Genomic DNA, 22792 nt, shown 5'->3' with positions numbered 1-22792 from the left:
ATGGCAGGCCCAGTTCCGAAATGTCCGCTACGTCCCGGGGACCCATGCAGTCTGTGTCAGCTGTACGTGACGGGTCCGCAAGATTGCGGGTTGGTGTACCTCGTTATGGGCGACGATGCTCTGCGAGATGAGCTCGTGAAGTCGAGAAAAGCAGCACGTAGAAAGGCAAACAAGCCACCGGAGGTCAGCCGTCTTGATACGACGGACGATGATGAGTTAGGCACAGATCCCCGACTCGAAGGACTCGACTGAATGTACATTCCCAACTGAGCCTTCCCTTAGTTGGAGGTGGCTTCTCGGCAAGGTATCTTGACGTCAAGATACCTTGTTCCGCCACGAGGGCGGGACTCGACGCGAGATGATGAGAACCGCATCGACCAGTCAGGAGTCCACATGAGTGTCAACAGCTTCGACGCGAGGCGAATCCTCGACGTCGACGGCCAGTCTTACGAGATCTACGACATCACCAAGGTTGATGGTTCCGACAACCTTCCGTATAGCCTCAAGGTTCTGCTTGAGAACCTGTTACGCACCGAGGATGGCGCCAACATCACGGCCGAGCAGATCACTGAACTAGGTCATTGGGACGCCGAAGCCCAGCCGTCCAAGGAGATCCAGTTCACTCCGGCCCGCGTTATTATGCAGGACTTCACCGGCGTGCCTTGTATCGTCGACTTGGCCACCATGCGCGAGGCTGTTGCCGACCTCGGTGGTGATCCTCGCAAGGTCAACCCACTGTCACCGGCCGAGATGGTCATTGACCACTCCGTCATCGTTGAGCGCTTTGGCACTCCGGAAGCCTTCGAGCAGAACAAGGACATCGAGTACCAGCGCAACCGTGAGCGTTACCAGTTCCTACGTTGGGGCCAGACTGCGTTCGAGAACTTCCGCGTCGTTCCGCCGGGCACTGGCATCGTTCACCAGGTCAACATCGAACACCTTGCCCGGGTGACCTTCGTCCGTGACGACGACGGCACCAAAGTCGCCTACCCAGATACCTGTGTGGGCACCGACTCCCACACCACCATGGTCAACGGGCTAGGCGTCGTTGGCTGGGGTGTTGGCGGCATCGAGGCTGAGGCCGCCATGCTCGGTCAGCCAGTCTCCATGTTGGTTCCGCGCGTCGTTGGCTTCAAGCTCTCCGGTGAGCTGCGTGATGGCGTCACCGCCACCGACCTCGTCCTGACGATCACCCAGATGCTGCGTGAGCATAAGGTCGTCGGTAAATTCGTCGAGTTTTACGGTCCTGGCGTTGCGGCTGTGCCGCTAGCTAACCGCGCCACGTTGGGCAATATGAGCCCCGAATACGGGTCGACTATTGCTGTCTTTCCGATCGACGATGTCACCCTGGACTACCTGCGTCTTACTGGTCGCGACGAGTCACAGGTCAAGCTCGTCGAGGCCTATGCTAAGGCCCAGGGTATGTGGCACGATCCGCAGCATGAGGCCCGCTATTCCGAATACATAGAACTCGACCTCTCGACAGTCAAGCCCTCCATCGCTGGCCCGAAGCGCCCGCAGGACCGCATCCTTATCTCTGAGGCCAAGGAATCTTTCGAAAAGACTGTTGGTGACTACACCACCAACCCTGGTGCGGCCGTTCCCGTTACCCTCGCTGACGGTCGCTCCTTCGAGCTACGCAACGGTGCCGTGACGGTCGCCGCTATCACCTCGTGTACCAATACTTCGAACCCGAGCGTCATGATCGCTGCCGGTCTCGTTGCCAAGAAGGCCCACGAGTTGGGCTTAGCTCCGAAGCCGTGGGTCAAGACATCGCTGGCTCCGGGCTCCCAAGTCGTCACTGACTACTTTGAGCGTGCGGGGCTTTCTGAACACCTTGCTGCGATGGGTTTTGACCTCGTTGGCTATGGCTGCACTACCTGTATTGGCAACACCGGCCCGCTCATTCCTGAAGTCTCGGCTGCCATCAATGAGAACGATCTGGCCGTCACGGCCGTCCTGTCTGGCAACCGCAACTTCGAGGGTCGCATCAGCCCCGACGTCACGATGAACTACCTAGCCAGCCCGCCGTTGGTTGTCATCTACTCGATTGCCGGCACGATGGACATCGACCTCAACAATGACGTTCTCGCCACCACCCCGGACGGCCGTGAGGTTCGTTTGGTTGATCTGTGGCCCTCTACCGAGGAGATTGAGGAGATCGTCGGGTCGTCTATCTCCGCCGAGATGTACTCAGAGCGTTACGCTGACGTCTTCGATGGCGGCCCGCGCTGGAAGGAGCTCGATACCCCCGAGGGCGAGACCTTCGCTTGGGACCCGGCTTCTACCTATGTACGTAAGCTACCGATCTTTGACGGTATGAAGGCTGAGCCGGAGCCGGTTGGTGACATCACCGGCGCTCGCGTGCTGCTCAAGCTGGGTGACTCGGTCACCACTGACCACATTTCCCCGGCGGGCAACATTAAGTCTGATTCCCCGGCCGGCCAGTGGTTGGCTGGCAATGGCGTCGAGCGCCGCGACTTCAACTCCTATGGTTCCCGGCGTGGGAATCACGAGGTCATGATGCGTGGCACCTTCGCTAATATCCGACTGCGCAATCAGCTCGCCCCAGGAACTGAGGGTGGCTTCACCCGTGATTTCACCAAGGCTGACGGGCCTGTCACGACGGTGTACGACGCCTCGGTGAATTACCGCGAGCAAGGCATCCCGCTGGTCGTCTTGGGTGGTAAGGAGTACGGTTCTGGTTCCTCGCGTGACTGGGCTGCCAAAGGCACCCAGCTGCTCGGTGTCAAAGCGGTTATCGCTGAGAGTTACGAGCGCATCCACCGCTCCAACCTCATCGGAATGGGCGTCCTGCCGCTGCAATTCCCGGAGGGCCAATCAGCCGCTTCCCTCGGTCTGACTGGCGAGGAAACCTTCGCGATTACCGGTGTCGACAAGATTAACGAGACGATCCCGGAGGCGGTCCACGTCAAGGCCGTCAACGGTGAGGTCGTCGAGTTTGACGCGGTCGTGCGCATTGACACCCCTGGGGAACGGCTATACTACCTTAACGGTGGCATCTTGCAGTATGTGCTGAGGAACATGGCACGTAGTTGATGTACTGGGGCGGGAATCGGGTGGTTCCCGCCCCATATTGTGTTCGAGATTGTGTTCGAGCCTCAGATATCCTTCAGTAATAAGACCCGCCTCTTGTCCTCAAAGCAGTGCGGGGTTGGCCCCTCCCTCGTGATCGGCCGGCCAGCTCCAGTTTCTGGGGTAGTGGTGAGGACCTTGGCCCGGCTCACTCTCAGCTATGCGCGGTGGTCTTTGGCACCATCCGCGCGGGCCCACTCCATCTCTGAGAAGGAGACGAGATAGTGAGCGTGAGGCGAAATGGAGCGCTAAGGAGGCACAGTGTGACAGCGGTAGGTCCTAAGATGCCACGTATGGCTCTTCTCGACGACATCGGCTGTCCCGACGACGTGAGGAAACTCACCACTAAGCAGGCCGAGGATCTCGCCGAGGAAATTCGTGCCTTTCTTATCGACAAAGTATCGCGTACCGGTGGTCACCTCGGGCCGAATCTCGGCGTCGTTGAGTTGACGATCGCCTTGCACCGGGTGTTCGACTCACCCCACGACCCCATCATCTTTGACACCGGTCACCAGAGCTACGTCCATAAGATCCTTACCGGGCGCGCGAACGGTTTTGAGAAGCTGCGCCAGCGTGGAGGACTTTCCGGGTATCCCAGTCGCGCGGAATCTGTCCATGATTGGGTGGAAAACTCCCACGCTTCGGCCTCGTTGTCTTGGGCCGAGGGCATGGCCAAGGGATTTCTTTCTCAGGGTGAGGATCGCACCGTCGTCGCCGTCATTGGTGACGGAGCGTTGACGGGCGGAATGGCATGGGAGGCGCTGAACTCCATCGCCGACCAGCAGGGCCTTCGTCTAGTCATTGTCGTTAACGACAATGGCCGTTCCTACACCCCGACAGTGGGGGGGTTGGCGAACCAACTTGCCATTATCCGCACTGATCCTCACTACGAGGAAGCTCTCGACCGGATGAAGCGGCATGTCACCGACAAGCCACTCGGCAAGCAGGTTTTCGGTCTCATGCATGCCGCTAAGGCCGGTGTTAAAGACGCCCTCATCGGCAATGGGATTTTCTCCGATTTGGGTATCAAGTACCTCGGCCCGGTTGACGGCCACGATGTCCCCTCTGTCGAACGAGCCCTCGAGCTTGCTAAGCGCTATGGGCATCCCGTCATCGTCCATGTGATGACGACCAAGGGCAAGGGATTTGCTGCTGCTGAGGCTAATGAGGAGGATCATTTTCACGCTGTCGGAAGGATTGACCCAGTCACTGGTGCATCTCTTAAGGCTTCCGGCGGTGCTTCGTGGACCCAGGTTTTTGCTGGCGCCATGGTTGAGTTGGGGGAGAGGCGCCCCGATATTGTCGGGGTGACCGCCGCCATGCTTCACCCCGTCGGTCTCGCACCGTTCGCAGCCCGACACCCGGATCGGGTTCTCGATGTCGGTATCGCCGAGCAGCATGCGGTGACATCTGCTGCTGGCATGGCCGCCGCAGGGTTACACCCCGTTGTGGCTCTCTACTCGACCTTCCTCAATCGTGCTTTTGACCAGCTCCTTATGGATGCCGGGTTGCACCATGCGGGTGTGACTATCGTGCTGGATCGGGCTGGTATCACAGGTACTGACGGCGCATCTCACAACGGTATGTGGGATATGGCTATGTGCGGGATTGTTCCTGGTCTGATGCTGTCGGCCCCACGTGACCGTCAGCACCTCGTGTCCGTGTTCAATGAAGCCGTCGACATTGACGACCGTCCTACAGTCATCCGGTATTCCAAGGACCCCATACCTGACGACATCCGCATTGTGACCTCTCATGACGGTCTCGACGTGTTGTGTGATGGTCCTGAGGATGGGATTCTTCTCGTCGCCCACGGTCAGCTTTGTGCAGAGGCTCTCGCCGCAGTAGATCAACTCGACTTCCCGGTTCGCGTCGTCAGCCCCAGGTGGTCCCTCCCCGTGTGTGGCGGGCTTATTGAGGAGGCTGCAAGAGCTCGCGCAGTTGTCAGTGTTGAAGACGGGCTAGTCGTTTCCGGGCTCGGATCTCATCTGGCTGATGTGTTGTCGCAGCGGGGTATGTGGCGACCAATACGTAGCCTCGGCATTTCGCAGCGCTACCTCGATCACGACTCGCGTTCGGCGATCATAGCTGAGCTTGGTTTAGATTCTCGAGGTATCGCTGATGCCGTCAGCCAACTGGTTGCCCAACTTGATGGTGAGTGCTCGTGAAGGGGATGCCGGGATTCACAGCGTGGCCATAACCTCGCTTAGCGGCCTCGCGAGAATCTCCCGTTGCCACGGCCGTGCGCCGAGCCCCTCCAAGAAAACGTCAACCCCCTCGACTGAACAATCCTCAGGCGGTTGCCATGCAAAATGTCTCAGCCACGTTGGGGTGCAGAGGTTTTCGGGTGGGACGTCATGGTCGGCGGCCACGTCGTTGACGGCTGGCCTTACGGCTGCCCATCGTGTGGCCTCCTCCGGATGATGGCGCTCCCACGACCGGGGGTGAGGGATGCCTGAGGATGGCTCCCGCAATGGCGGATACTTCGCCGGTGACACGCTTCGTGCGTGGTTGATGGCCTCAGCCCAGGCTTGGCGGTACTTTTTCGCTCGTCCTCGATGGAATCCCCTGATGGCAAGAACTGTTTCGACGTCAACGTTGCCGGTGCGGTCGCAGTGACGAGCCGCGGCGACTAAGGCCTCGTCATGGAGCAGACGTCCGGGCATAATATCGAGGTCATGGGCGAGGTTCTCTCGCGCTAGCCACAGATCGTGCGCTACTTGCAGTCCAGCCCGACTGCGAATATCACCGATATGGCTAATCTTGCGCCAGCGCTTCGGATCGACTCCTGGTTCCTCGCTCGGCAAGTCCGCTGCTATTTCGACAAGATGGGCGAATTCCTGACGAGCCCATTCTTCTTTTCCAGCTTCATGAAGATCGCTAAGGATCTTTTCCCTGAGGTCGTTGAGGAGTTCGACGTCAAGGGCCGCGTACACCTGCCAATCGCGGGGGAGGGGCCGACGCGACCAATCAGAGGCGGAGTGCTCCTTAAGTAGGGTCACTCCGCAGTAATGCTCGACCATCGGGCCCAGGCTGACCTTCGGCAGGTTGAGAAGACGACCTGCCAGTTCAGTGTCGAAGAGGTCATCAGGACGCAGGCCGTCCATGGCAAGGCAGGGCATGTCCTGCGTGGCGGCGTGAAGAATCCACTGGGTTCCAGCCAGCGCCTTGGCGAGAGGCTTGAGGCCGACGGCTCCACCGAGAGCGAGGGGATCGACGAGGTGTGTGCTCGATCCGTCTCGGCGTAGCTGGATGAGACAAGCCCGGGGGCTATAGCGGAACCCGTGGGCTCGTTCAGTGTCGATCGCGATCGGACCGTGCCCGTTACTGAGGGCCCGACAGGTGTGTCTGAGACTGTCGGGAGTGTTGACGATCGGCGGCACTCCCTCGCGAGGTTCAGCAAGGATAGGGAGGTCGCTCACGCGAATTCGGCCCGTCGGGGAGAGATGGCGGCAATGTCGTCGGGAATGGGAGAGACCCCGCAGGAGAGCAGGCAGAGGTCACTCCATGATCCCAAATGGGAATCGACGTCTTCGGCGGTTGAGAAAGTCGGTGTCCACGAGGCACGCAGCTCGATGTGGTTGGACTCAGGGTCTGCAGCGAGCTGTCCGAAGGGCCGGCTCACAACTGAGGTGACGGTACCGGCTTCGGCATGGTAGACGGCGTGGTGAGACTCCAAAGAATCCGTAAGCCATGACCACGCGACGCGGCCCACTAGCGGATCAGAAGCCATTGACGGATCAACATCGGCTCGGATCATGGCGACGAAACGGCTGGTGCCTTGCCAGGCTTCAGAACCGGAAGGATCGTGCAACAGGATGAGACGCCCACTGCCGAGCTCGTCTCCCCTGATCGCGACCGAACCTTCAAGTGCTACCGAGAACGGCGAGATGCGGGTAGGAGCGGGGATCTCATGGACCTCGAGCTTGTCAGACCACGAATAGCCGAGGATCCGGGAACGCAACTCGTCAAAAACCACGGGATACATCTGCCGAATCACCCTTTCAGGCTATGGGGGCTGACACCTGCGGCGCCCTCTCGACGCGCCGCGTGCTGTGGATCTATGCGGTTGAGGTTGAGGGTTTCGGTATGCAACCGCGGTACCATCACGTGGTTTCGTCGGTTGGTACCAGGTCCAAACAGATGGAGTTAATGCAATACCTCAAGTCAGTGGGGGTGTCGAAACCCTCGCCTGCAAACACGTGGCCGAGGTGGGAATCACACTGGGCACACCTCACTTCGGTGCGTGGGCGACCAGGAAGAGATTCGTCGTTGAGGTACCGCACCCGGTCCTCAGCCAGCGGTGCATAGAAAGATGGCCAACCACAGCTGGAGTGAAACTTCTGGGTAGAGCGGAACAACTCGGCTCCACATGCGCGGCAGCGATACACGCCCTCGGTGGTGGTATCGGTGTATTCGCCGACAAAGGGAGCCTCGGTCCCCGCTTCGCGCAACACGTAGTATTCCTCGTCGCTTAGACGCTCGTGCCACTGTTCAGGGGTGAGCACGAGGTGAGGCTGTAGGTCGTATGTCGTGGTGTCTTCGTAGTCCATATTTCCTCCGATGGCGTGCGCCGCGTGTTCCGTGTTCAGTGAAACGGCGAGGAACTTGTCGGCATTCCTGAGTTACCGGATTGCGGCGAGACCGGGAAGTAGTAATCGAGGAAGGATGAGACGCATGGCCGACGACCTTCCCCAGTTGTCCGACGTGCTACGGCGCTTGGGTCAGGAGCTCACCAGGCGGTCAGTTGGAGTGGAGCTCAGGTGGGTGGGGTGGGGTTGTCGGTGGGTTGTGGGACCAGCCCCATTGCTGCCGAGCAGTAGCGTTCGAAGGCGAGTGAGGAAAGTACTGGGTCGTCTCCCAACGGTGCGGCAACAACCTCGGCACCGGCATGCAAAGCCTGGCGAGTATGAATGCGGAAATTCTCGTCGTCGCAAATCCACAGGCTTCCCACTGCGATATGACGGCGCCCCTCCTGTCGCAGGCGGGCGACGACCTCCTCGACCGCAGTAGCCCCACCACGATTGGTGGCGATGCGGACCGGAAGGTGATGGTGCTGGGACCACAGCCGGGTCAGCCTGGACAGCATTGCCGAGCCACGTAAATCGCCGCCATCAGGGGAAGACAATACGAGTGAGTCCAGCTCCTGGGCATGGACGCGATGAGCTGCCAGACGCAATCGCGTATCGACGAGGTTGAGGAGGACCGGTGCTGGTCCGGTGGGGCGGGCCACCTTGATGGCAAGGTCCGGGTGGCTGCGACGCAATTCTGCGGCGTGTTGGACAACTTGTGGGGGATTGGAGTGCAGGTGGGTGGCATTGATGGGTACCAGGACCAGTTCACGCCAGGAAAGCTTGATCCGAGGTGCCTTGTACTGCCCGACAGCTGGGACGAAGCTCACCGTAGATTCGATGTGGGGATGGAGGTGTGACATCCGCTGGCGCAACCTCTGGCCGATGAGATTGGCGGAGGTTTCGGACAAGGCTGGGAGGACGAGATCGAGTACTGGCGCTGCCATCGGACTGCTCCCTTCCTTCCGGTCCCTGAGGGTGACAAATCCCCCATTTCGCATTCAGCCTATCGAAGTGACGCTTTCAATTTGCCTGAAATATCGCTGTGAACCGGTGTGCACGTCATCGACGGCTGTTGAGGACGGATGGGAGGATTTCCAGTTACCACGCTGGTCGGGTCTGGGGTGACAAAAGGTAGATCGCCTTGTTGCTGATCAATGTGGGCGACTTCAGGTTTGAACCTGCGACCTCTGTCGTCTACCTCGGCTCGTCAGGCGGATTTACCGCTGTCGTCGGTATCGGCGTCACCGCGTTCCTCAAGCTCGTTGAGGTAATTGTAGACGGTGAACCGCGAGACCTTCAGTCTGTTCGCAGTCGCCTCGATGCTGTCTTTGAGCAGAAAGAAGCCGCGACGGCGCAGTTCGTCGACTACGCGGAGCTTGTGATCTTTACGCATGAGGCTGACCGGCACGCCAACCTGATCAATTGCTTCGCGCATCAACCCGGCCGCTACCTGTTTGATGTCACGTGGCGGGTCTTGGTGGCGGGGAATCTGGGGGGCCGGGGTCTCCCCAGGCCAAGGCCCGCCGTGCAGGATCGCGGCGGTCATGTCATGGACTCCCTGCCAGACAGAGACATCGGTGTTTGTGCACAAGGCGGCGAACGGGCCGTCAGCGTCCTCGATGAGGATGGTGGAAGAGCGCAGGGCCCGCCCCTCGGGGGACGTGCTTTCGTAACCGATCCGGGTCTGCATAGTTCCTTCGCGCCATGCGCGCAGTAGCGCTTCGGTTGCGGGGTCACCGATGTTACGACTGGTGAGGTGACCAGAGATGGCCACGATGCTGTTGGGCATTTTCGACAGGTCGTGCAGTACGACTTCGCTGCTGCCGATGAGGGACCGTTTGAGAGGATCGACGAGACCGGCTAGTGCGGTGATCATCGCTTCTCGAGAAGCTCTTGACATGTGATTCATAGGGTCTCCGAGGTGAGGATGGGCAGCCGGGGATGTGGCGCGGTGGTACTCGGATACGTGATCAAGTTCAACAAACCGTTGACACGTATGGTGCGAGGTGAGAAGATTGCAAAATCCGTTGAGGGAATCAACGGAAATTGGTCAACATTCGTTCAGCAGGTATTACAGGCCCACAAAGGAGTGTGCAATGAAGTACATCCCCGAACCGTTCAAGATCAAGATGGTCGAACCGATTGCGATGACCTCCCGGGAGGAGCGCGCCAACATCCTCACACGGGCACACTACAACATGTTCGGCCTACCCGCCGAGTCCGTCTACATCGACCTGCTCACTGATTCCGGTACCGGCGCGATGAGTGATGCCCAGTGGGCGGCCGTGATGCGCGGTGACGAGGCGTACTCCGGTGGGCGCAGTTATATGCACCTCATGGACGTCGCTGGCAGTATCTTTGGTTACAGCTACATTCAGCCGGTGCATCAAGGCCGTGCTGCGGAAAAAGTGCTCATGCCGCTATTGGTCTCTCGACCCGGCCAGCTCGTGGTGGCGAACACCTTCTTCGACACCACACGCGCCCACGTCGGCCTTGCCGGTGGGCGTCCGGTCGACAATGTCTGCTCGGAGGGTTTGGATTCGGCCAAAGTAGCCCCGTTCAAGGGCAACATGGATGTCGCGGGCCTGGAGAAACTCATTGCTGAGCACGGAGACGACATTGCTGCGATCGTCATGACCGTGACCAACAACTCGGTCGGTGGTCAGCCGGTTTCTCTGCAGAACATGCGGGAGACCTACGAGGTGGCTCACAAGCACGCAATTCCAGTCTGTCTTGACGCTGCTCGCTATGCCGAGAATGCCTATTTCATCCATGAGCGCGAGGAGGGATGTCAGGACCGCTCGTTACGCGATATCGTCGCGGAGATGTTCCGCTACGGCGACATGTTCGTCATGAGCGCAAAGAAGGACGCCATCGTCAACATGGGTGGCTTACTCGGAGTCCGCGAAGATGGCGAACTAGCTGAGAAGGTCAAGAGTAACGTCATCTCCTTTGAGGGCTACCTCACTTACGGGGGATTGGCAGGTCGCGACTTGGAAGCGCTGGCCGTTGGCCTCGAGGAGGGACTCGACATGGACTGGCAGCGGTATCGTGTCGGTCAAATCCAATACCTTGGCGACCAGCTCGAGGAGGCTGGCGTACCCTTCCAGAGCCCTGTTGGCGGTCATGCAGTGTTCATTGACGCCGGTCGCATGCTGCCGCATTTGGCGTGGAAACAGTACCCAGGGCACGCGCTGGCTAACCAACTGTACTTGGATGCAGGAATTCGATCCTGCGACATCGGTTCTTACCTTATGGACCGGGACCCCGTCACCCATGAGGAGCAACAAGCGCCCTTCGAGTTCACTCGGCTAGCAGTGCCGCGACGGGTCTACACCCAGTCTCACATGGACGTCATCGCCGAGGCCGTTATCAAGATTGCCCGGGAGCCTGAAACAGTACCCGGATACCGCATTACATGGGAGCCTCCGGTCCTGCGCCATTTCACAAGTCGACTTGAACCAATTCGGTGATGAGATGTCCACCCGGCTGGGAGGCTCTTCCCCGGCCGCTGGGTGCCCCGCCGTACCGTCACGCTTCGGTGCGGCGGGATCCGGAGCGCCGAGTGGAACGGAGCAGGAGCAAGGACTTCAACGGGGGCTGAAGAACCGGCACATTCAGCTTATCGCCCTGGGCGGGGCGATCGGAACGGGCTTGTTCTATGGCGCGGCTGAATCTATCGAGCAGGCGGGGCCCGCCATCATGGTGTGCTATCTGATCGGCGGAGCTGTGATCTTTCTCATTATGCGAGCCTTGGGGGAGATGAGCGTTGAGCACCCAACTTCAGGAGCCTTCAGCTATTACGCTTACCGCAACTGGAGCCCACGCGCTGGATTCGTCTCTGGTTACAACTACTGGTTTAACTACATCGCCGTCTCCATGGCTGAGCTTACGGTGGTGGGAAAATACGTCAACTTCTGGTTCCCACAGATTTCTGAGTGGTTGTCCGCAGGGACCTTTCTCGTGCTCATTACTATTATCAACCTCACGGCAGTGAGAGCCTACGGAGAATTCGAGTTCTGGTTCGCTGTCATCAAAGTCGTCGCGATTCTTGCGATGATCGTGCTGGGTCTCCTTATCATTGCAACTGGCCTAGGTGGTGGCCCTCCGACCGGGATAGGTAACCTGTGGCGACACGGAGGATTCTTTCCAACCGGCATCAGCGGAATGCTGTGCGGTTTTGTCGTGGTGATGTTCAGCTTTGGAGGGGTCGAGCTCATCGGGATTACGGCAGGGGAGGCTGACGATCCGCGTCGGTCTATTCCGCGAGCGATCAATCAAGTCGTGTATCGGATCCTCATCTTCTACGTCGGTGCAATTTCGGTCATGCTGTGTCTTTTTCCATGGGACCAGATCGGCAAGGCAGGCAGCCCCTTCGTGACGATCTTCGACAAAATCGGAGTCGCAGGCGCGGCGAATATCCTCAATGTTGTGGTGCTTACCGCTTCCATGTCGGCCTACAACTCGGGCCTATACTCCAACGGGCGGATGCTTTACAGCTTGGCCGCTCAGCACAACGCTCCCCGGATCTTCTGGAAGACGAATCGGCTGGGGGCGCCGTGGGTGGGAATGCTCGCCTCCTCGGTGGTGACGGCAACGGCGGTGCTGCTGACGTACTTGATTCCCGGAAAGGTGTTTTTGTACATCATCTCGATCGCCTTGATCTCTGGGGTCATCAATTGGACGATGATCATCATCACCAACCTAAAGTTTCGGCGAAGGATCGGTCCTGAAGGTGTCGCAGCGTTGGAATTTCGGATGCCGGGTAATCCCGTCACCAGTTACGTGGTGTTGGTTTTTCTGGCGCTCGTGGTGGTCATCATGGCGATGATGCCGAGCTACCGAGTGGCACTCATTGTTGGTCCCGTCTGGTTGGCGTTGCTGTGGGTGGGTTATGATGTGTCCCGCCTGGTGCGACGCCATCATGCCTGAGGGGACGAGCGTACTGCCCCGGTAGCGGGGAGAACAGAGTCTAGAGCGCGTGCGGGCCCGGCGCGATTCCCCATATGGGTTATTGATCCGGGCTGTGCACGCAGGTTTTGTCCGTGCACCCCTGACATGGTTCATCGCAACGGGACGGTCCAGCTCAGTGGTGCTCCACGTTGGTTAAACGTTCGCGCCACTGGTTGGCCGTTAGTACCGGTCGTGGTTGTACGTCGAGTACTGTGATGTGTTTGCGGTTCAGCTCTCTCCCCCCGGTAGCGTGTGTCGCGCGTTCTGTGTTCAGTGAAATGTCAAGAAATAGTGATCGTCTTGTCGGTGTTTCCGGGCTTGCTGGGCCGCGATAGCGGCAGGATGGGGACAGTGATCGAGGAAGGATGAGATCGATGGCCGACGACTTCCCCACAGTTGTCCGACGTGTTGCGCTGCCCACAAGCTCCCGTTGACGTCAACAGCATTAATACCGACGCCACTCCGCAAGCTCCTGGAGGCAAAAGGGAGACGCTCGAGCAGTTCCAGCCGATGGCTGAGGAGTTGTCGGAGCTTTAAGAGAGACTTTTCGCCCGCGGACGCAACAACCCTGACCACGCCCGTCGGGTGCTGATCGTGTTGCAGGGGCTGGACACTGCCGGCAAAGGTGGAGTGGTACGACATGTTGTCGCGATGGTCGACCCGCAAGGCATCAACCATCACGGTTTCAAAGCCCCGACGCAGGAGGAACTCAGACATGACTTCCTTTGGCGCGTCAAGAAGGCTCTGCCGGAGCCAGGAATGCTTGGTGTGTTTGATCGCTCCCATTATGAGGATGTCCTGGTCCCTCGCGTTGAGAATCTTGTCGAGGAGGAGGTGTGGAGAAAGCGTTACGACCTCATCAACGATTTCGAGATGAACCTGGTCGCCCGAGGCACCAACATCATCAAATGCTTCCTGCATATCTCACCGGGCGTTCAGAAGGAACGGCTGGCGGCCCGCCTCAATGACCCTGCTAAGTACTGGAAGTATGATCCGGGCGATCTTGATACCCGGTCTAAATGGGCGGAATACATCGAGGCGTACAACGAACTGCTGAGCCGCTGTAACCCCGACATCGCACCCTGGTACATCATCCCGTCGGACCATAAGTGGTATCGCAACTGGGCAATGGGACGGATACTGCTGGAGACGATGCGGTCGATGAAGCTCACTTGGCCACCCGCCAATTTCGATGTCGAGGCTGAAAAGAGGCGTCTTGAGCAGGCTTGAATGGGTGGGGTCTGAATTGAGAGTTCGGCAAGCGGCCGGTTGGAGTGGTGCTCAAGTGGGTGGGAATGGCAAAAAGGTTGGCCAACTTGTCGTCGGCCAACCCTGCTTTGTGGGCGATGCCAGGTTTGAACTGGCGACCTCTTCCGTGTCAGGGAAGCGCGCTACCACTGCGCCAACCGCCCGAGGTGGAGACGGGATTTGAACCCGTGTACACGGATTTGCAGTCCGTTGCCTCGCCTCTCGGCCACTCCACCACGTGGATAGGTCCGAAAGACCTCTCCGAGCGGACGACGGGACTCGAACCCGCGACCCTCACCTTGGCAAGGTGATGCTCTACCAACTGAGCCACGTCCGCATGCTATCCAGCGGGCCTTTGAGGAGCTTTCGCACCTTGTCGTTCCTGCTGGGCGACGAGAAAGAACTCTAGAGGATGTTTTGCAGGCAATGCAAATCGACGTGGGCATCTCGCCTTGAAACCTGGCGTTTCTCCTAGTCAGGTTAAATTTCATCACTGTTGTCTACCGGCGTGTTGCGGGTTTCTGATCGATGAGCTCAACCGACGAGGGACGGGCGGAGAATGGGCCGAGGATCATCCTCACTGTCGCCACATGCTGCGATGTTGAAGTAGGTCTCGCGATCACCCCTACCTGATCACAAAACGTTTCCATCCGGTAACGATGTTGTCGCCGGCTTGGACAAGCAGTGCTGATTCTGGCATAGTTTCACCAGCAACGGGCGGTTGGCGCAGTGGTAGCGCACTTCGTTCACACCGAAGGGGTCGCGGGTTCGAACCCCGCATCGCCCACCGACATTGTCGGCTGGAGAGAGGACTCTCAGCCATTGTTGCCTCTTGTGTGTGTGATCCCTGGGGAGAACGGCTCGGAGGGCTGATTCCATAGTTAGCCCCGTGTCATAGGCAAATCCGCAATACTGTGGCTACGTCAGTGCCAGGAGATCGGCATTAGGGATCAAGGAGGCTCATTCATGCCCATCATCGTCAAGGCGCTTCAGAAGGATGGACCGGACCAGCCGTTCAAAGTTGTCGAGATTGAACGACGAGACCCGCGTCCCGACGACGTCGTCATCGACATTAAAGCTGCTGGAATCTGTCATTCTGACATTCACACCATTCGCAACGAGTGGGGCCAGGCGCACTTCCCGCTGACCGTCGGTCACGAGATTGCCGGAGTCGTTGAGGCCATTGGTTCCGGGGTCACAAAGTACAAACCTGGAGACCGAGTAGGCGTCGGATGTCTGGTCAACTCGTGCGGACACTGTGAGCAGTGCGAGGCAGGGGAGGAGCAGGCGTGCCTCAACGGGCCGGTCGGTACTTACAACTCCCGGGATGTCGACGGAACTATCACTCAGGGCGGCTACTCTCAGAAAGTCGTCGTCAATGAGGGGTTTGTTTGCCGTATTCCCGATTCCCTGGACTTCGTGGCGGCAGCTCCGCTGCTGTGCGCCGGCATCACCACCTATTCGCCGATCGCCCAGTGGAACGTCGGACCTGGCCAGAAGGTAGCCGTGCTGGGGCTCGGCGGACTGGGCCATATGGGAGTCCAGATTGCCGCCGCTAAAGGAGCGGACGTTACGGTGCTCTCACGTAGCCTGCGCAAAGCGAAATTCGCCGAAAAGCTCGGGGCCGCGCGGACCCTTGCTACCAGCGACGACAACTTCTTCCGTGATCGCCGGGGAGAGTTCGATTTCATACTCAACACCACTAGTGCTCCGATTGACGTGTCGGCTTACCTTAAGCTACTCAAGCCGCGTGGCGTCATGGCTTGTGTCGGTCTCCCACCTGAGGAACTTGGACTGCGGGTTGGCTCTCTGATCAACGGTTCCAAGGTGCTTGCCGGTTCAAATATCGGTGGCATCCCCCAGACCCAAAAAATGCTTGATTTCTGCGCCGAGCACCACCTTGGGGCGTGGGTGGAAAAGATCGGGGTTGACGAGGTCGACGCGGCATATGACCGGGTCGTTGCGGGCGATGTGAGGTTCCGCTTCGTTATAGACACCGCAACGTTCGGAGCAGTCCGAGCTGGATGAGCGATGAGCCGATGTCACCGCGACCTGGCGTGAAACTGATGCTGACGGGTTGGCTATTGTCCGCCCCACCTTCCCGAGAAACCTTGGCATCGGTGTACGACTTGGCCATGCGTCGACTCTGGCCAGAGGCATCTGTCGGCCTTGTGGATTGTGCGACGTGCGGATCCGAGTCACAGGGGCCTCAGCGCTACACCTACGTCAGGACCTACACTCGGGGCCGATGAACACGACCACATTTGCCCGGGATGGGCTGCACCGTTGGCGCGGCATGGACGCCGGTCACCGCGGACGCGCGGTGGATATCGAGGTGGGGATGCAGATTGGCATCCAGGTGCTGTTCGCTGGCCTGGTCATCTTTACTTTGGTTATGGCCCTGGTGTTGTCTCCTCCGCGTTTGGGGCGAATCCTCATGTGGGCGGTCTTACTCATCGTGGTGTACACCGCCCTTATGGGGACCCACGTGATGGGCCGTTCCCGTCGCGAAATGTGGCGCCCGTTCTTGGTGGTGGCCATGGTCGTTGTGTCGATCCTGCTGGCTATTGATTTCCCTTATGCCGCCTATCTGACGATCCCGCTGTCCTTCGTGTACTTGGATCATCTGCCGCCACTGCAGGCATGCATTGCGGTCGTCGTCGGAGCGGTGGCTATCGTGCTTGGGGTCGGGTTGACCGGTGGCTGGAGTGTGGGGGGAATCGTCGGCCCAGTCGCGGGTGCCGCAGTGGCAGTCGTCGTCGGTCTGTCTCTCAAGGCCATGCAGGCTCAGGCGGCCGAGTTGGAACGTCTCAATGTGGACTTGCTGGCGGTACAAAAGAGGTTGGCTGACTCCCAGCGTCAGGCCGGTGCACTGGAGGAGAGAGCCAGATTAGCCCGTGAGATCCATGACACCGTCGCTCAATCTCTGTCAAGCATTGGACTGTTGCTTTCTGCGGTGGAGCGTATGGTCCCTGGCCACCCCGCCATCGAACAGATTCGACTCGCCCATCTCGCCTCCTCGGACGCCCTTTCAGAGACCCGTGGTCTCATTGCTGAGTTGGCTCCGCCCACGGTCGTCCATCAGGGACTGTCCGCGGTACTCGAACGGCTTGGGGCCACGACATGGTCAATCGGTGGGTTGCACGTCGACGTGGACTGCCCGGATACGTCCGATCTACCCATGGAGATCCAGACGGCATTGCTGAGGCTATGCCAGGCAGCGATGTCGAATGTGGTACGTCACGCCCACGCCCATCATGCGTCGATCCGGATTGTGCGTCCCAACCCCGGGCATGTGCTCTTGAGAGTTAGTGACGATGGGGTTGGCATGGATCTGGACACGCCTGTTCGCGACGGGGCATTTGGGTTGCAAGCTATTCGGCAACGGATTGAGGCCGCGTCGGGCGAGGTTTCTTTAACCTCTAAACCAGGGGAGGGCACCCGCGTTGAAGTCGATCTTCCCTGCCGTGCAGCATCACCGCATATTGATCGCCACAGCCAAGGAGAATCGTCATGACGGTGCGCGTCCTCATCGCAGATGACCATCCGGTGGTCCGAGCCGGGGTTACGGCATTGCTAGACACCGATCCCGACATTGAGATTGTTGCGACCGCAGCCACCCCTTCCCAGGCTCTTGCTGCTGCAGCTACCGTTGACCTCGATCTCGTCCTGCTGGATTTGCAGTTCAGTAGCGACGCCGACGCGCCTTCTGGGGTTGATGTGACGCGAAAGATTCGGTCTCAACCCAGTGCGCCTGAAGTCCTCATCCTTACCAATTACGACACGGATGCGGATATTCTGGCCGCGGTAGAGGCCGGAGCGACAGGTTATCTCCTCAAGGACGCCCCCGCTGAGGACCTGCTGTCGGCTATCCACCGGTCTGCACGAGGCGAAGGAGCCCTGGCCCCTGCCGTCGCTACCCGCCTCATGGTTCGTATGCGCTCGCCACGAACCTCGCTGACAGCCCGCGAGTTTGATGTCTTGGAGGCTTCTGCGCAGGGACTATCGAATGCACAGATTGCGGAGTTTCTCGTGGTGTCAGAAGCTACTGTCAAGACGCATCTGTCGCATATCTACACCAAACTTGGCGTCACCTCTCGAAGTGCAGCTGTCGCCAAAGCTCGAGACATTGGTTTCATTCGTTGACCCGGGGGTCGAATCAACTTCACCGGGTACGGCATGATTAGACAGTGTCCGGCACCAGTCGGACTGTAATCGAGTGAGGAAGTCAATCGTGTCCATCAGCATCACCCTGCACCGTTCCGGTACCTCCAGGACCCAGCAGGTGGACACTACGACCACCGGACTGGATCTCTTCGGCTCCGACCGTGCCGTTGTTGCCATGCGGGTTGACGGCAACCTCGTCGATCTGCAGCGTGAACTCCATGACGGCGCCGAGGTGGAGCCGGTTGAGGCCACCAGCGAGGATGGGCTCAACATCATCCGGCACTCGGCCACCCACGTCATGGCTCAGGCCGTCCAGCAGCTATACCCCGAGGTGAACTTGGGTATTGGTCCGTTCATTACCGACGGGTTCTACTATGACTTCGGCAATATTGAGCCCGTCACCCCCGAGGTTCTTTCTGAGCTTGAAAAGCGAATGAAGCGGATCGTCAAAGAGAATCAGCGCTTCGTGTGTCGGGTCACCACTGAGGAGTCCGCCCGCGAGGAGCTGGCCGACCAGCCTTACAAGTTGGAGCTCATTGGCACCAAGGGTAAGGGTGCTGAGGGCGCCTCAGTCGAAGTCGGCGGTGGCGAGCTGACGATCTACGACAATGTGCGTCGCAATGGCGAGGTGGCATGGAAGGATCTGTGCCGCGGCCCCCATGTGCCCTCGACCAAGTACCTGGCCAATGCCTTCGCCCTGACAAAGTTCTCGGCCGCGTACTGGAAGGGTGACCAGGCCAACGACCAGTTGCAGCGCATCTACGGAACAGCCTGGGCCAGCCGTGAGGACTTGGCGGCCTACCAACAGCGGATCAAGGAGGCCGAGCGTCGCGACCACCGCAAGCTGGGAGCTGAGCTCGATCTGTTCTCCTTCCCTGAGGAAATCGGCCCGGGCCTGGTAGTGTTCCACCCTAAGGGCGCGATGCTGCGTCACCTCATCGAAGAACACGTCATCGCTCGTCACATGGAGGCTGGGTTCAACTTCGTCCACACTCCGGAGATCACTAAGGGAGGGCTGTTCCACACCTCGGGTCACTTGCCCTACTACGCCGGCACTATGTTCCCGCCGATGCTTGTCGACGAGGAGCGAGATGAGGAGGGCAACGTCACTCGAGCCGGTCAGGAGTATTACCTCAAGGCTATGAATTGCCCGATGCATAACCTCATATTCCGGTCACGGGGCCGGTCGTACCGTGAGTTGCCGTTGCGGTTTTTCGAGATGGGCCACGACTATCGCTACGAGAAGTCGGGCGTCGTGCATGGACTGACCCGTATGCGGGGCTTTGCCCAGGACGACTCCCATACTTACTGCACCCGTGAACAAGCCCCCGGCGAAATCAAGAAGCAGATCGAGTTTTTCCTGTCGATCCTGGCCGATTTTGGCCTCAACGACTTTTACCTCGAGCTGTCTACTCGTGAGAGCGACAGCGCGAAAGAGGAGAAGTTCATCGGTTCCGATGAGGACTGGCAGGTCGCCACCGACACCCTCGACCAGGTGTGCCGTAGCACTGGCTTGCAGTTGGTCCCTGATCCGGGTGGTGCGGCTTTCTATGGCCCGAAGGTCTCGGTGCAGGTTAGGGATGCCATCGGGCGTACCTGGCAGATGTCGACGATTCAGTATGACTTTAACCAGCCTGAGCGGTTCGACTTGGAATACGCGGCTGCTGACGGCACCCATCAGCGTCCGATCATGCTGCACTCAGCCAAGTTGGGTAGTGTCGAGAGGTTTATTGGTGTGCTCACCGAGCACTACGCCGGTGCTTTCCCGGTCTGGCTCTCTCCGGTCCAAGTGCGCTTGGTGCCGGTGGCTGAGGCCTTTAACGACTACGTCACCGGGTTCGCAGAAGTGTTGGGTTCCCACGGGATTCGGGTCGAGACGGACCTGTCCTCGGACCGGTTTGGCAAGAAGATCCGCAACGCCTCTAAAGACAAGGTGCCTTTCATCCTCATCGCGGGCGGTGAGGATGCCGAGGCTGGTGCCGTATCCTTCCGGCTGCGTGATGGCTCTCAGATCAATGGCGTCGTCCTGGACGAGGCTGTGCGGATCATTACAGCTTGGGACAGTCGGCACCGCAACGACGATCCGACCGTCGAGACGCTGCGCGGAGTCGTTGATGACTGAGGATTACCGTCTCGAGTTCGCCGAGGACCTGGTCGGGGTTCCGGACCCCTTCAGGAGGTTCTGGACCCCGTATCGGATGGCGTATATCTCTGGTGAAAATAAGCCTCGAGGTGACCGGCCGGAGGATGGTTGTCCCTTCTGTAGTGCCCCGCAGCGTAGCGACGAGGACGCCCTCATCGTCCACCGTGGCGAGCACTGCTACGTCATCATGAACCTTTATCCCTACGGACCTGGGCACATGCTGGTGTGCCCTTACCGCCACGTTGCTGGGTACGTCGATGCAACCCAAGACGAAGTCGTCGAGATGGCCCAGCTCACCCAGAATGCCATCCGGACCCTTCAGGAGGTTTCCCGTCCACAAGGGTTCAACGTAGGCATCAATCAGGGGGCATCCGGTGGCGCCGGGGTTGCCGCGCACCTGCATCAACACGTCATCCCGCGGTGGACCGGGGATACCAACTTTCTGCCCATCGTTGCCGGGGTCCGTGCTGTACCGCAATTGCTCGGCGATGGGCGCCAGATGCTTGCCGATGCGTGGGTGGGTCATGCTTGAGCACTTCCGTGCTGGCTGGGCCAAGGTCATGAATCCCATTGCCGACGCCTTGCTGAGAGCCCATGTCACCCCCGACGTGGTCACCTGGATCGGAACCATTGGCGCCGTGCTGATGGCGCTTATCTGCTTCCCGCAGGGCTGGCTGTGGCAGGGGCCATGGTTGGTTACTCTGTTTATCTTCTCCGATTCGCTTGACGGCAACATGGCTCGCAAACTGGGTCGTCACTCCCAATGGGGATCCTTCCTGGACTCTACCCTGGACCGCTTCGGTGACGCCGCGATCTTTACCGGAGTGGCCTTGTACTTCGCAGGACCGGGGAACAGCGTGCTCTGGACAGCGATGGCTTGCGCGGCGTTGGTCTTCGGTATGGCGACCTCTTATGTGCGTGCCAAGGCTGAGTCTCTCGCCCTGGAGGCTAAGGTGGGTATTGCGACTCGTGCGGACCGCCTACTAGTGAGCCTGGTGGCCATCGAGATCACCGGGCTTGCCAGAGTAGGAGCCTTCCCACACTGGTGCGTGGTAGCGCTGCCAATTGCGTTGTGCTACCTGACGCTGGCAGGAGCAATCACCGTCGTCCAACGGATGGTGGCGGTGCGTCGGGCGTGTGAGTCGTGAGAAGGGACTTCACAGGGTGGCCGGGCTCCCGGCTGAGGGATGCCGATGACTAGGGTGGATGTCGTGACGCGCACCTTGCCGCCTAATGAAGTTTCCGAGGCCAATTCGTGGGATACCGACCGGTTCTGGACGGTTCCTAATGTCCTGTCGGTCATCCGACTCATCGGTGTACCCATTTTCCTGTGGTTGGCTTTAGGGCCGCGCGCAGACGGTTGGGCAGTCGCAGTGCTTGCCGTGGCAGGCCTGACGGATTGGCTTGACGGCCGGATAGCCCGCCGCTGGCACCAAGTGTCCCGCATTGGGCAGATGCTCGATCCGGTTGCCGACCGTCTCTACATCTTTGCAACCGTTATTGCCTTGACTCTACGTGACGTAATTCCGTTGTGGCTGGTGATTCTCCTTATCGCTCGTGACGTGTGTATGACCTGTCTCATGCCAGCTCTGCGTACACGTGGATTTACATCTCTGCCGGTGCACTTCGTCGGAAAAGCAGCGACCTTTTGCCTGCTGTACTCCTTCCCTCTGGTGTTACTTGGGCACTTCGGTACCGGTGGATGGACAGCGTGTAGGGTGCTGGGATGGGCCTTCGCGGTATGGGGGACAGGTCTCTACTGGTGGGCTTTCTTCCTCTACCTAGTTCAGACCATCCGCATCGTTCGGACGCTGCCACGCATCAGTTCGCGGGGTGAGTATTCGTGAAGCAGCGTCCAGATGCGTCAATGGACTTGCTGAGGGAGGTTCGCGGGCAGGCTTTGGACCAGGGCTACCAGGAACACCACGATCGGAACCCTGGCGCCACCTCTCGCCGCCCAGTCGGGGTAATAGCGGTGGTGTTGCTTCTGGTGACGGGCGTGCTCATTGGTATCGCGTGGCGGTCGACCGTTGCGCGGGCTCCCCTAGACGCGCGGGAACGCAAAAATCTTGTCGCCCATGTGCAATTAGCTCAGGCCCACGAGTCGGCCCAGCACGCCGAATTGGCGAAGCTTCGTGCGTCTGTTAATGCCATGAAGGCTGCGGAGGCTACGCCACACAACGATGAGGCTGGTCAAGACTCCGCGATGATTCCGATGGCGGGTCCAGGGGTGCGTATCGTCCTTGATGACGCGAATGCTGCTCCTGCCGATGAACTTGGCGATAAGGATATGCGGAAGCTAGTCAATGCGGTGTGGCAGTCTGGGGCGGAAGCGGTAGCCATCAACGGACACCGTATTGGACCTCGCACTGCGATTCGCTCTGCTGGATCGGCGATCACGGTGGACTACGTTTCGCTGTCTCGCCCGTACGTTGTCGAAGCTATTGGCTCACCGCAAAAGCTGCCGGCCGAGTTGGCAGATACACCTGGCGGCCGTTGGATGACCTATCTCAGGGACAATTCGTCAATCACCTACCAAGTAACGACGAAGGATCGGGTCTTAGTTCCAGGATCGAAGGCATCGGTGAGTCACGCGAGCCCTCATCGTTGA

Annotated in this window: 18 protein-coding genes, 4 tRNA genes and 1 pseudogene; 15 read left to right on the top strand and 8 right to left on the bottom strand. The window is 59.3% G+C overall.

Going from position 1 to position 22792, the window contains the following annotated elements; all coding sequences use genetic code 11:
• From LRP59_RS12120 to dxs, 3 genes are all read left to right on the top strand, one after another.
• Window positions 1-252 carry a DUF6767 domain-containing protein gene (locus tag LRP59_RS12120; RefSeq protein ID WP_074025686.1) on the top strand — a complete coding sequence of 84 codons (252 nt, stop codon included), beginning with the start codon at window positions 1-3 and terminating at the stop codon, window positions 250-252.
• Window positions 253-393: 141 nt separating this feature from the next.
• The gene (gene acnA, locus LRP59_RS06225; protein WP_002513655.1) at window positions 394-3060 is read left to right on the top strand and encodes an aconitate hydratase AcnA; all 2667 of its coding nucleotides are present in this window, start codon (window positions 394-396) and stop codon (window positions 3058-3060) included.
• A 329-nt stretch (window positions 3061-3389) separates the two neighbouring features.
• A complete protein-coding gene (gene dxs, locus LRP59_RS06220; RefSeq protein WP_032504780.1) occupies window positions 3390-5264 on the top strand; it encodes a 1-deoxy-D-xylulose-5-phosphate synthase in 1875 nt (624 codons plus the stop codon).
• Window positions 5265-5279: 15 nt separating this feature from the next.
• Here dxs and LRP59_RS06215 read toward each other — a convergent pair whose 3' ends face one another.
• From LRP59_RS06215 to LRP59_RS06195, 5 genes are all read right to left on the bottom strand, one after another.
• Entirely contained in the window at window positions 5280-6518 is a 1239-nt protein-coding gene (locus LRP59_RS06215; protein WP_002513653.1) for an HRDC domain-containing protein, read from the bottom strand.
• Window positions 6515-7084 carry a DUF3000 domain-containing protein gene (locus LRP59_RS06210; RefSeq protein WP_002513652.1) on the bottom strand — a complete coding sequence of 190 codons (570 nt, stop codon included), beginning with the start codon at window positions 7082-7084 and terminating at the stop codon, window positions 6515-6517. The genes LRP59_RS06215 and LRP59_RS06210 overlap by 4 nt, the downstream gene beginning before the upstream one ends.
• 118 nt (window positions 7085-7202) lie before the next feature.
• A complete protein-coding gene (gene msrB, locus LRP59_RS06205) occupies window positions 7203-7649 on the bottom strand; it encodes a peptide-methionine (R)-S-oxide reductase MsrB (protein ID WP_002513651.1) in 447 nt (148 codons plus the stop codon).
• Between the two features lie 206 nt (window positions 7650-7855).
• Window positions 7856-8614, bottom strand: coding sequence for a sirohydrochlorin chelatase (locus tag LRP59_RS06200; RefSeq protein ID WP_002513650.1), 759 nt, complete (start codon window positions 8612-8614; stop codon window positions 7856-7858).
• A gap of 263 nt (window positions 8615-8877) precedes the next feature.
• Window positions 8878-9546, bottom strand: coding sequence for a transcriptional regulator (locus LRP59_RS06195; protein WP_002521670.1), 669 nt, complete (start codon window positions 9544-9546; stop codon window positions 8878-8880).
• A gap of 220 nt (window positions 9547-9766) precedes the next feature.
• Here LRP59_RS06195 and LRP59_RS06190 point away from each other — a divergent pair, with 220 nt between their 5' ends.
• The 3 genes and pseudogenes from LRP59_RS06190 (at window position 9767) to LRP59_RS06175 (ending at window position 13853) form a co-directional block, all read left to right on the top strand.
• Window positions 9767-11143 (top strand): tryptophanase, encoded by a 1377-nt coding sequence (locus tag LRP59_RS06190; RefSeq protein ID WP_002513648.1) that lies wholly within the window; start codon window positions 9767-9769, stop codon window positions 11141-11143.
• Between the two features lie 4 nt (window positions 11144-11147).
• Window positions 11148-12602, top strand: a complete 1455-nt coding sequence (locus LRP59_RS06185; protein WP_148378348.1) for an amino acid permease — start codon at window positions 11148-11150, stop codon at window positions 12600-12602.
• Between the two features lie 395 nt (window positions 12603-12997).
• A pseudogene (locus LRP59_RS06175) lies at window positions 12998-13853 on the top strand (PPK2 family polyphosphate kinase).
• Window positions 13854-13963: 110 nt separating this feature from the next.
• On the opposite strand, the gene LRP59_RS06170 reads toward LRP59_RS06175, so the two are convergent.
• The 3 genes from LRP59_RS06170 to LRP59_RS06160 all read right to left on the bottom strand — a co-directional run bounded on the left by LRP59_RS06170 (window position 13964) and on the right by LRP59_RS06160 (window position 14208).
• Window positions 13964-14035: transfer RNA gene (locus LRP59_RS06170), tRNA-Val, on the bottom strand.
• Between the two features lies 1 nt (window position 14036).
• Window positions 14037-14107 (bottom strand) — tRNA-Cys (locus LRP59_RS06165).
• A 28-nt stretch (window positions 14108-14135) separates the two neighbouring features.
• Window positions 14136-14208: transfer RNA gene (locus tag LRP59_RS06160), tRNA-Gly, on the bottom strand.
• A gap of 378 nt (window positions 14209-14586) precedes the next feature.
• On the opposite strand from LRP59_RS06160, the gene LRP59_RS06155 reads away from it, so the two are divergent.
• From LRP59_RS06155 to LRP59_RS06115, 9 genes are all read left to right on the top strand, one after another.
• A tRNA-Val gene (locus tag LRP59_RS06155) sits at window positions 14587-14658 on the top strand.
• Between the two features lie 179 nt (window positions 14659-14837).
• Window positions 14838-15899 (top strand): NAD(P)-dependent alcohol dehydrogenase, encoded by a 1062-nt coding sequence (locus LRP59_RS06150; RefSeq protein WP_002513644.1) that lies wholly within the window; start codon window positions 14838-14840, stop codon window positions 15897-15899.
• 268 nt (window positions 15900-16167) lie between these two features.
• The gene (locus tag LRP59_RS06145; protein WP_032499614.1) at window positions 16168-17388 is read left to right on the top strand and encodes a sensor histidine kinase; all 1221 of its coding nucleotides are present in this window, start codon (window positions 16168-16170) and stop codon (window positions 17386-17388) included.
• Window positions 17385-18017 (top strand): response regulator transcription factor, encoded by a 633-nt coding sequence (locus LRP59_RS06140; protein WP_002513641.1) that lies wholly within the window; start codon window positions 17385-17387, stop codon window positions 18015-18017. Before LRP59_RS06145 ends, LRP59_RS06140 begins: the two co-directional genes overlap by 4 nt.
• 73 nt (window positions 18018-18090) lie before the next feature.
• The gene (gene thrS, locus LRP59_RS06135) at window positions 18091-20160 is read left to right on the top strand and encodes a threonine--tRNA ligase (protein WP_252236830.1); all 2070 of its coding nucleotides are present in this window, start codon (window positions 18091-18093) and stop codon (window positions 20158-20160) included.
• On the top strand, window positions 20153-20713 hold the full coding sequence (locus LRP59_RS06130; RefSeq protein WP_002513639.1) for an HIT domain-containing protein: 561 nt from the start codon (window positions 20153-20155) through the stop codon (window positions 20711-20713). Before thrS ends, LRP59_RS06130 begins: the two co-directional genes overlap by 8 nt.
• Window positions 20706-21329, top strand: coding sequence for a phosphatidylinositol phosphate synthase (pgsA, locus tag LRP59_RS06125; protein WP_002513638.1), 624 nt, complete (start codon window positions 20706-20708; stop codon window positions 21327-21329). The genes LRP59_RS06130 and pgsA overlap by 8 nt, the downstream gene beginning before the upstream one ends.
• Before the next feature lie 39 nt (window positions 21330-21368).
• Window positions 21369-22028, top strand: a complete 660-nt coding sequence (locus tag LRP59_RS06120) for a CDP-alcohol phosphatidyltransferase family protein (RefSeq protein WP_002521664.1) — start codon at window positions 21369-21371, stop codon at window positions 22026-22028.
• Between the two features lie 20 nt (window positions 22029-22048).
• The gene (locus LRP59_RS06115; RefSeq protein ID WP_002521663.1) at window positions 22049-22792 is read left to right on the top strand and encodes a DUF881 domain-containing protein; all 744 of its coding nucleotides are present in this window, start codon (window positions 22049-22051) and stop codon (window positions 22790-22792) included.

The sequence above is a fragment of the Cutibacterium sp. 37298 genome, assembly GCF_023838685.1.
GTDB classification, from domain to species: domain Bacteria; phylum Actinomycetota; class Actinomycetes; order Propionibacteriales; family Propionibacteriaceae; genus Cutibacterium; species Cutibacterium acnes.
The sequence above is the reverse complement of the archived record's forward strand: the minus strand, read 5'-3'. Positions and strand labels throughout refer to the sequence as shown.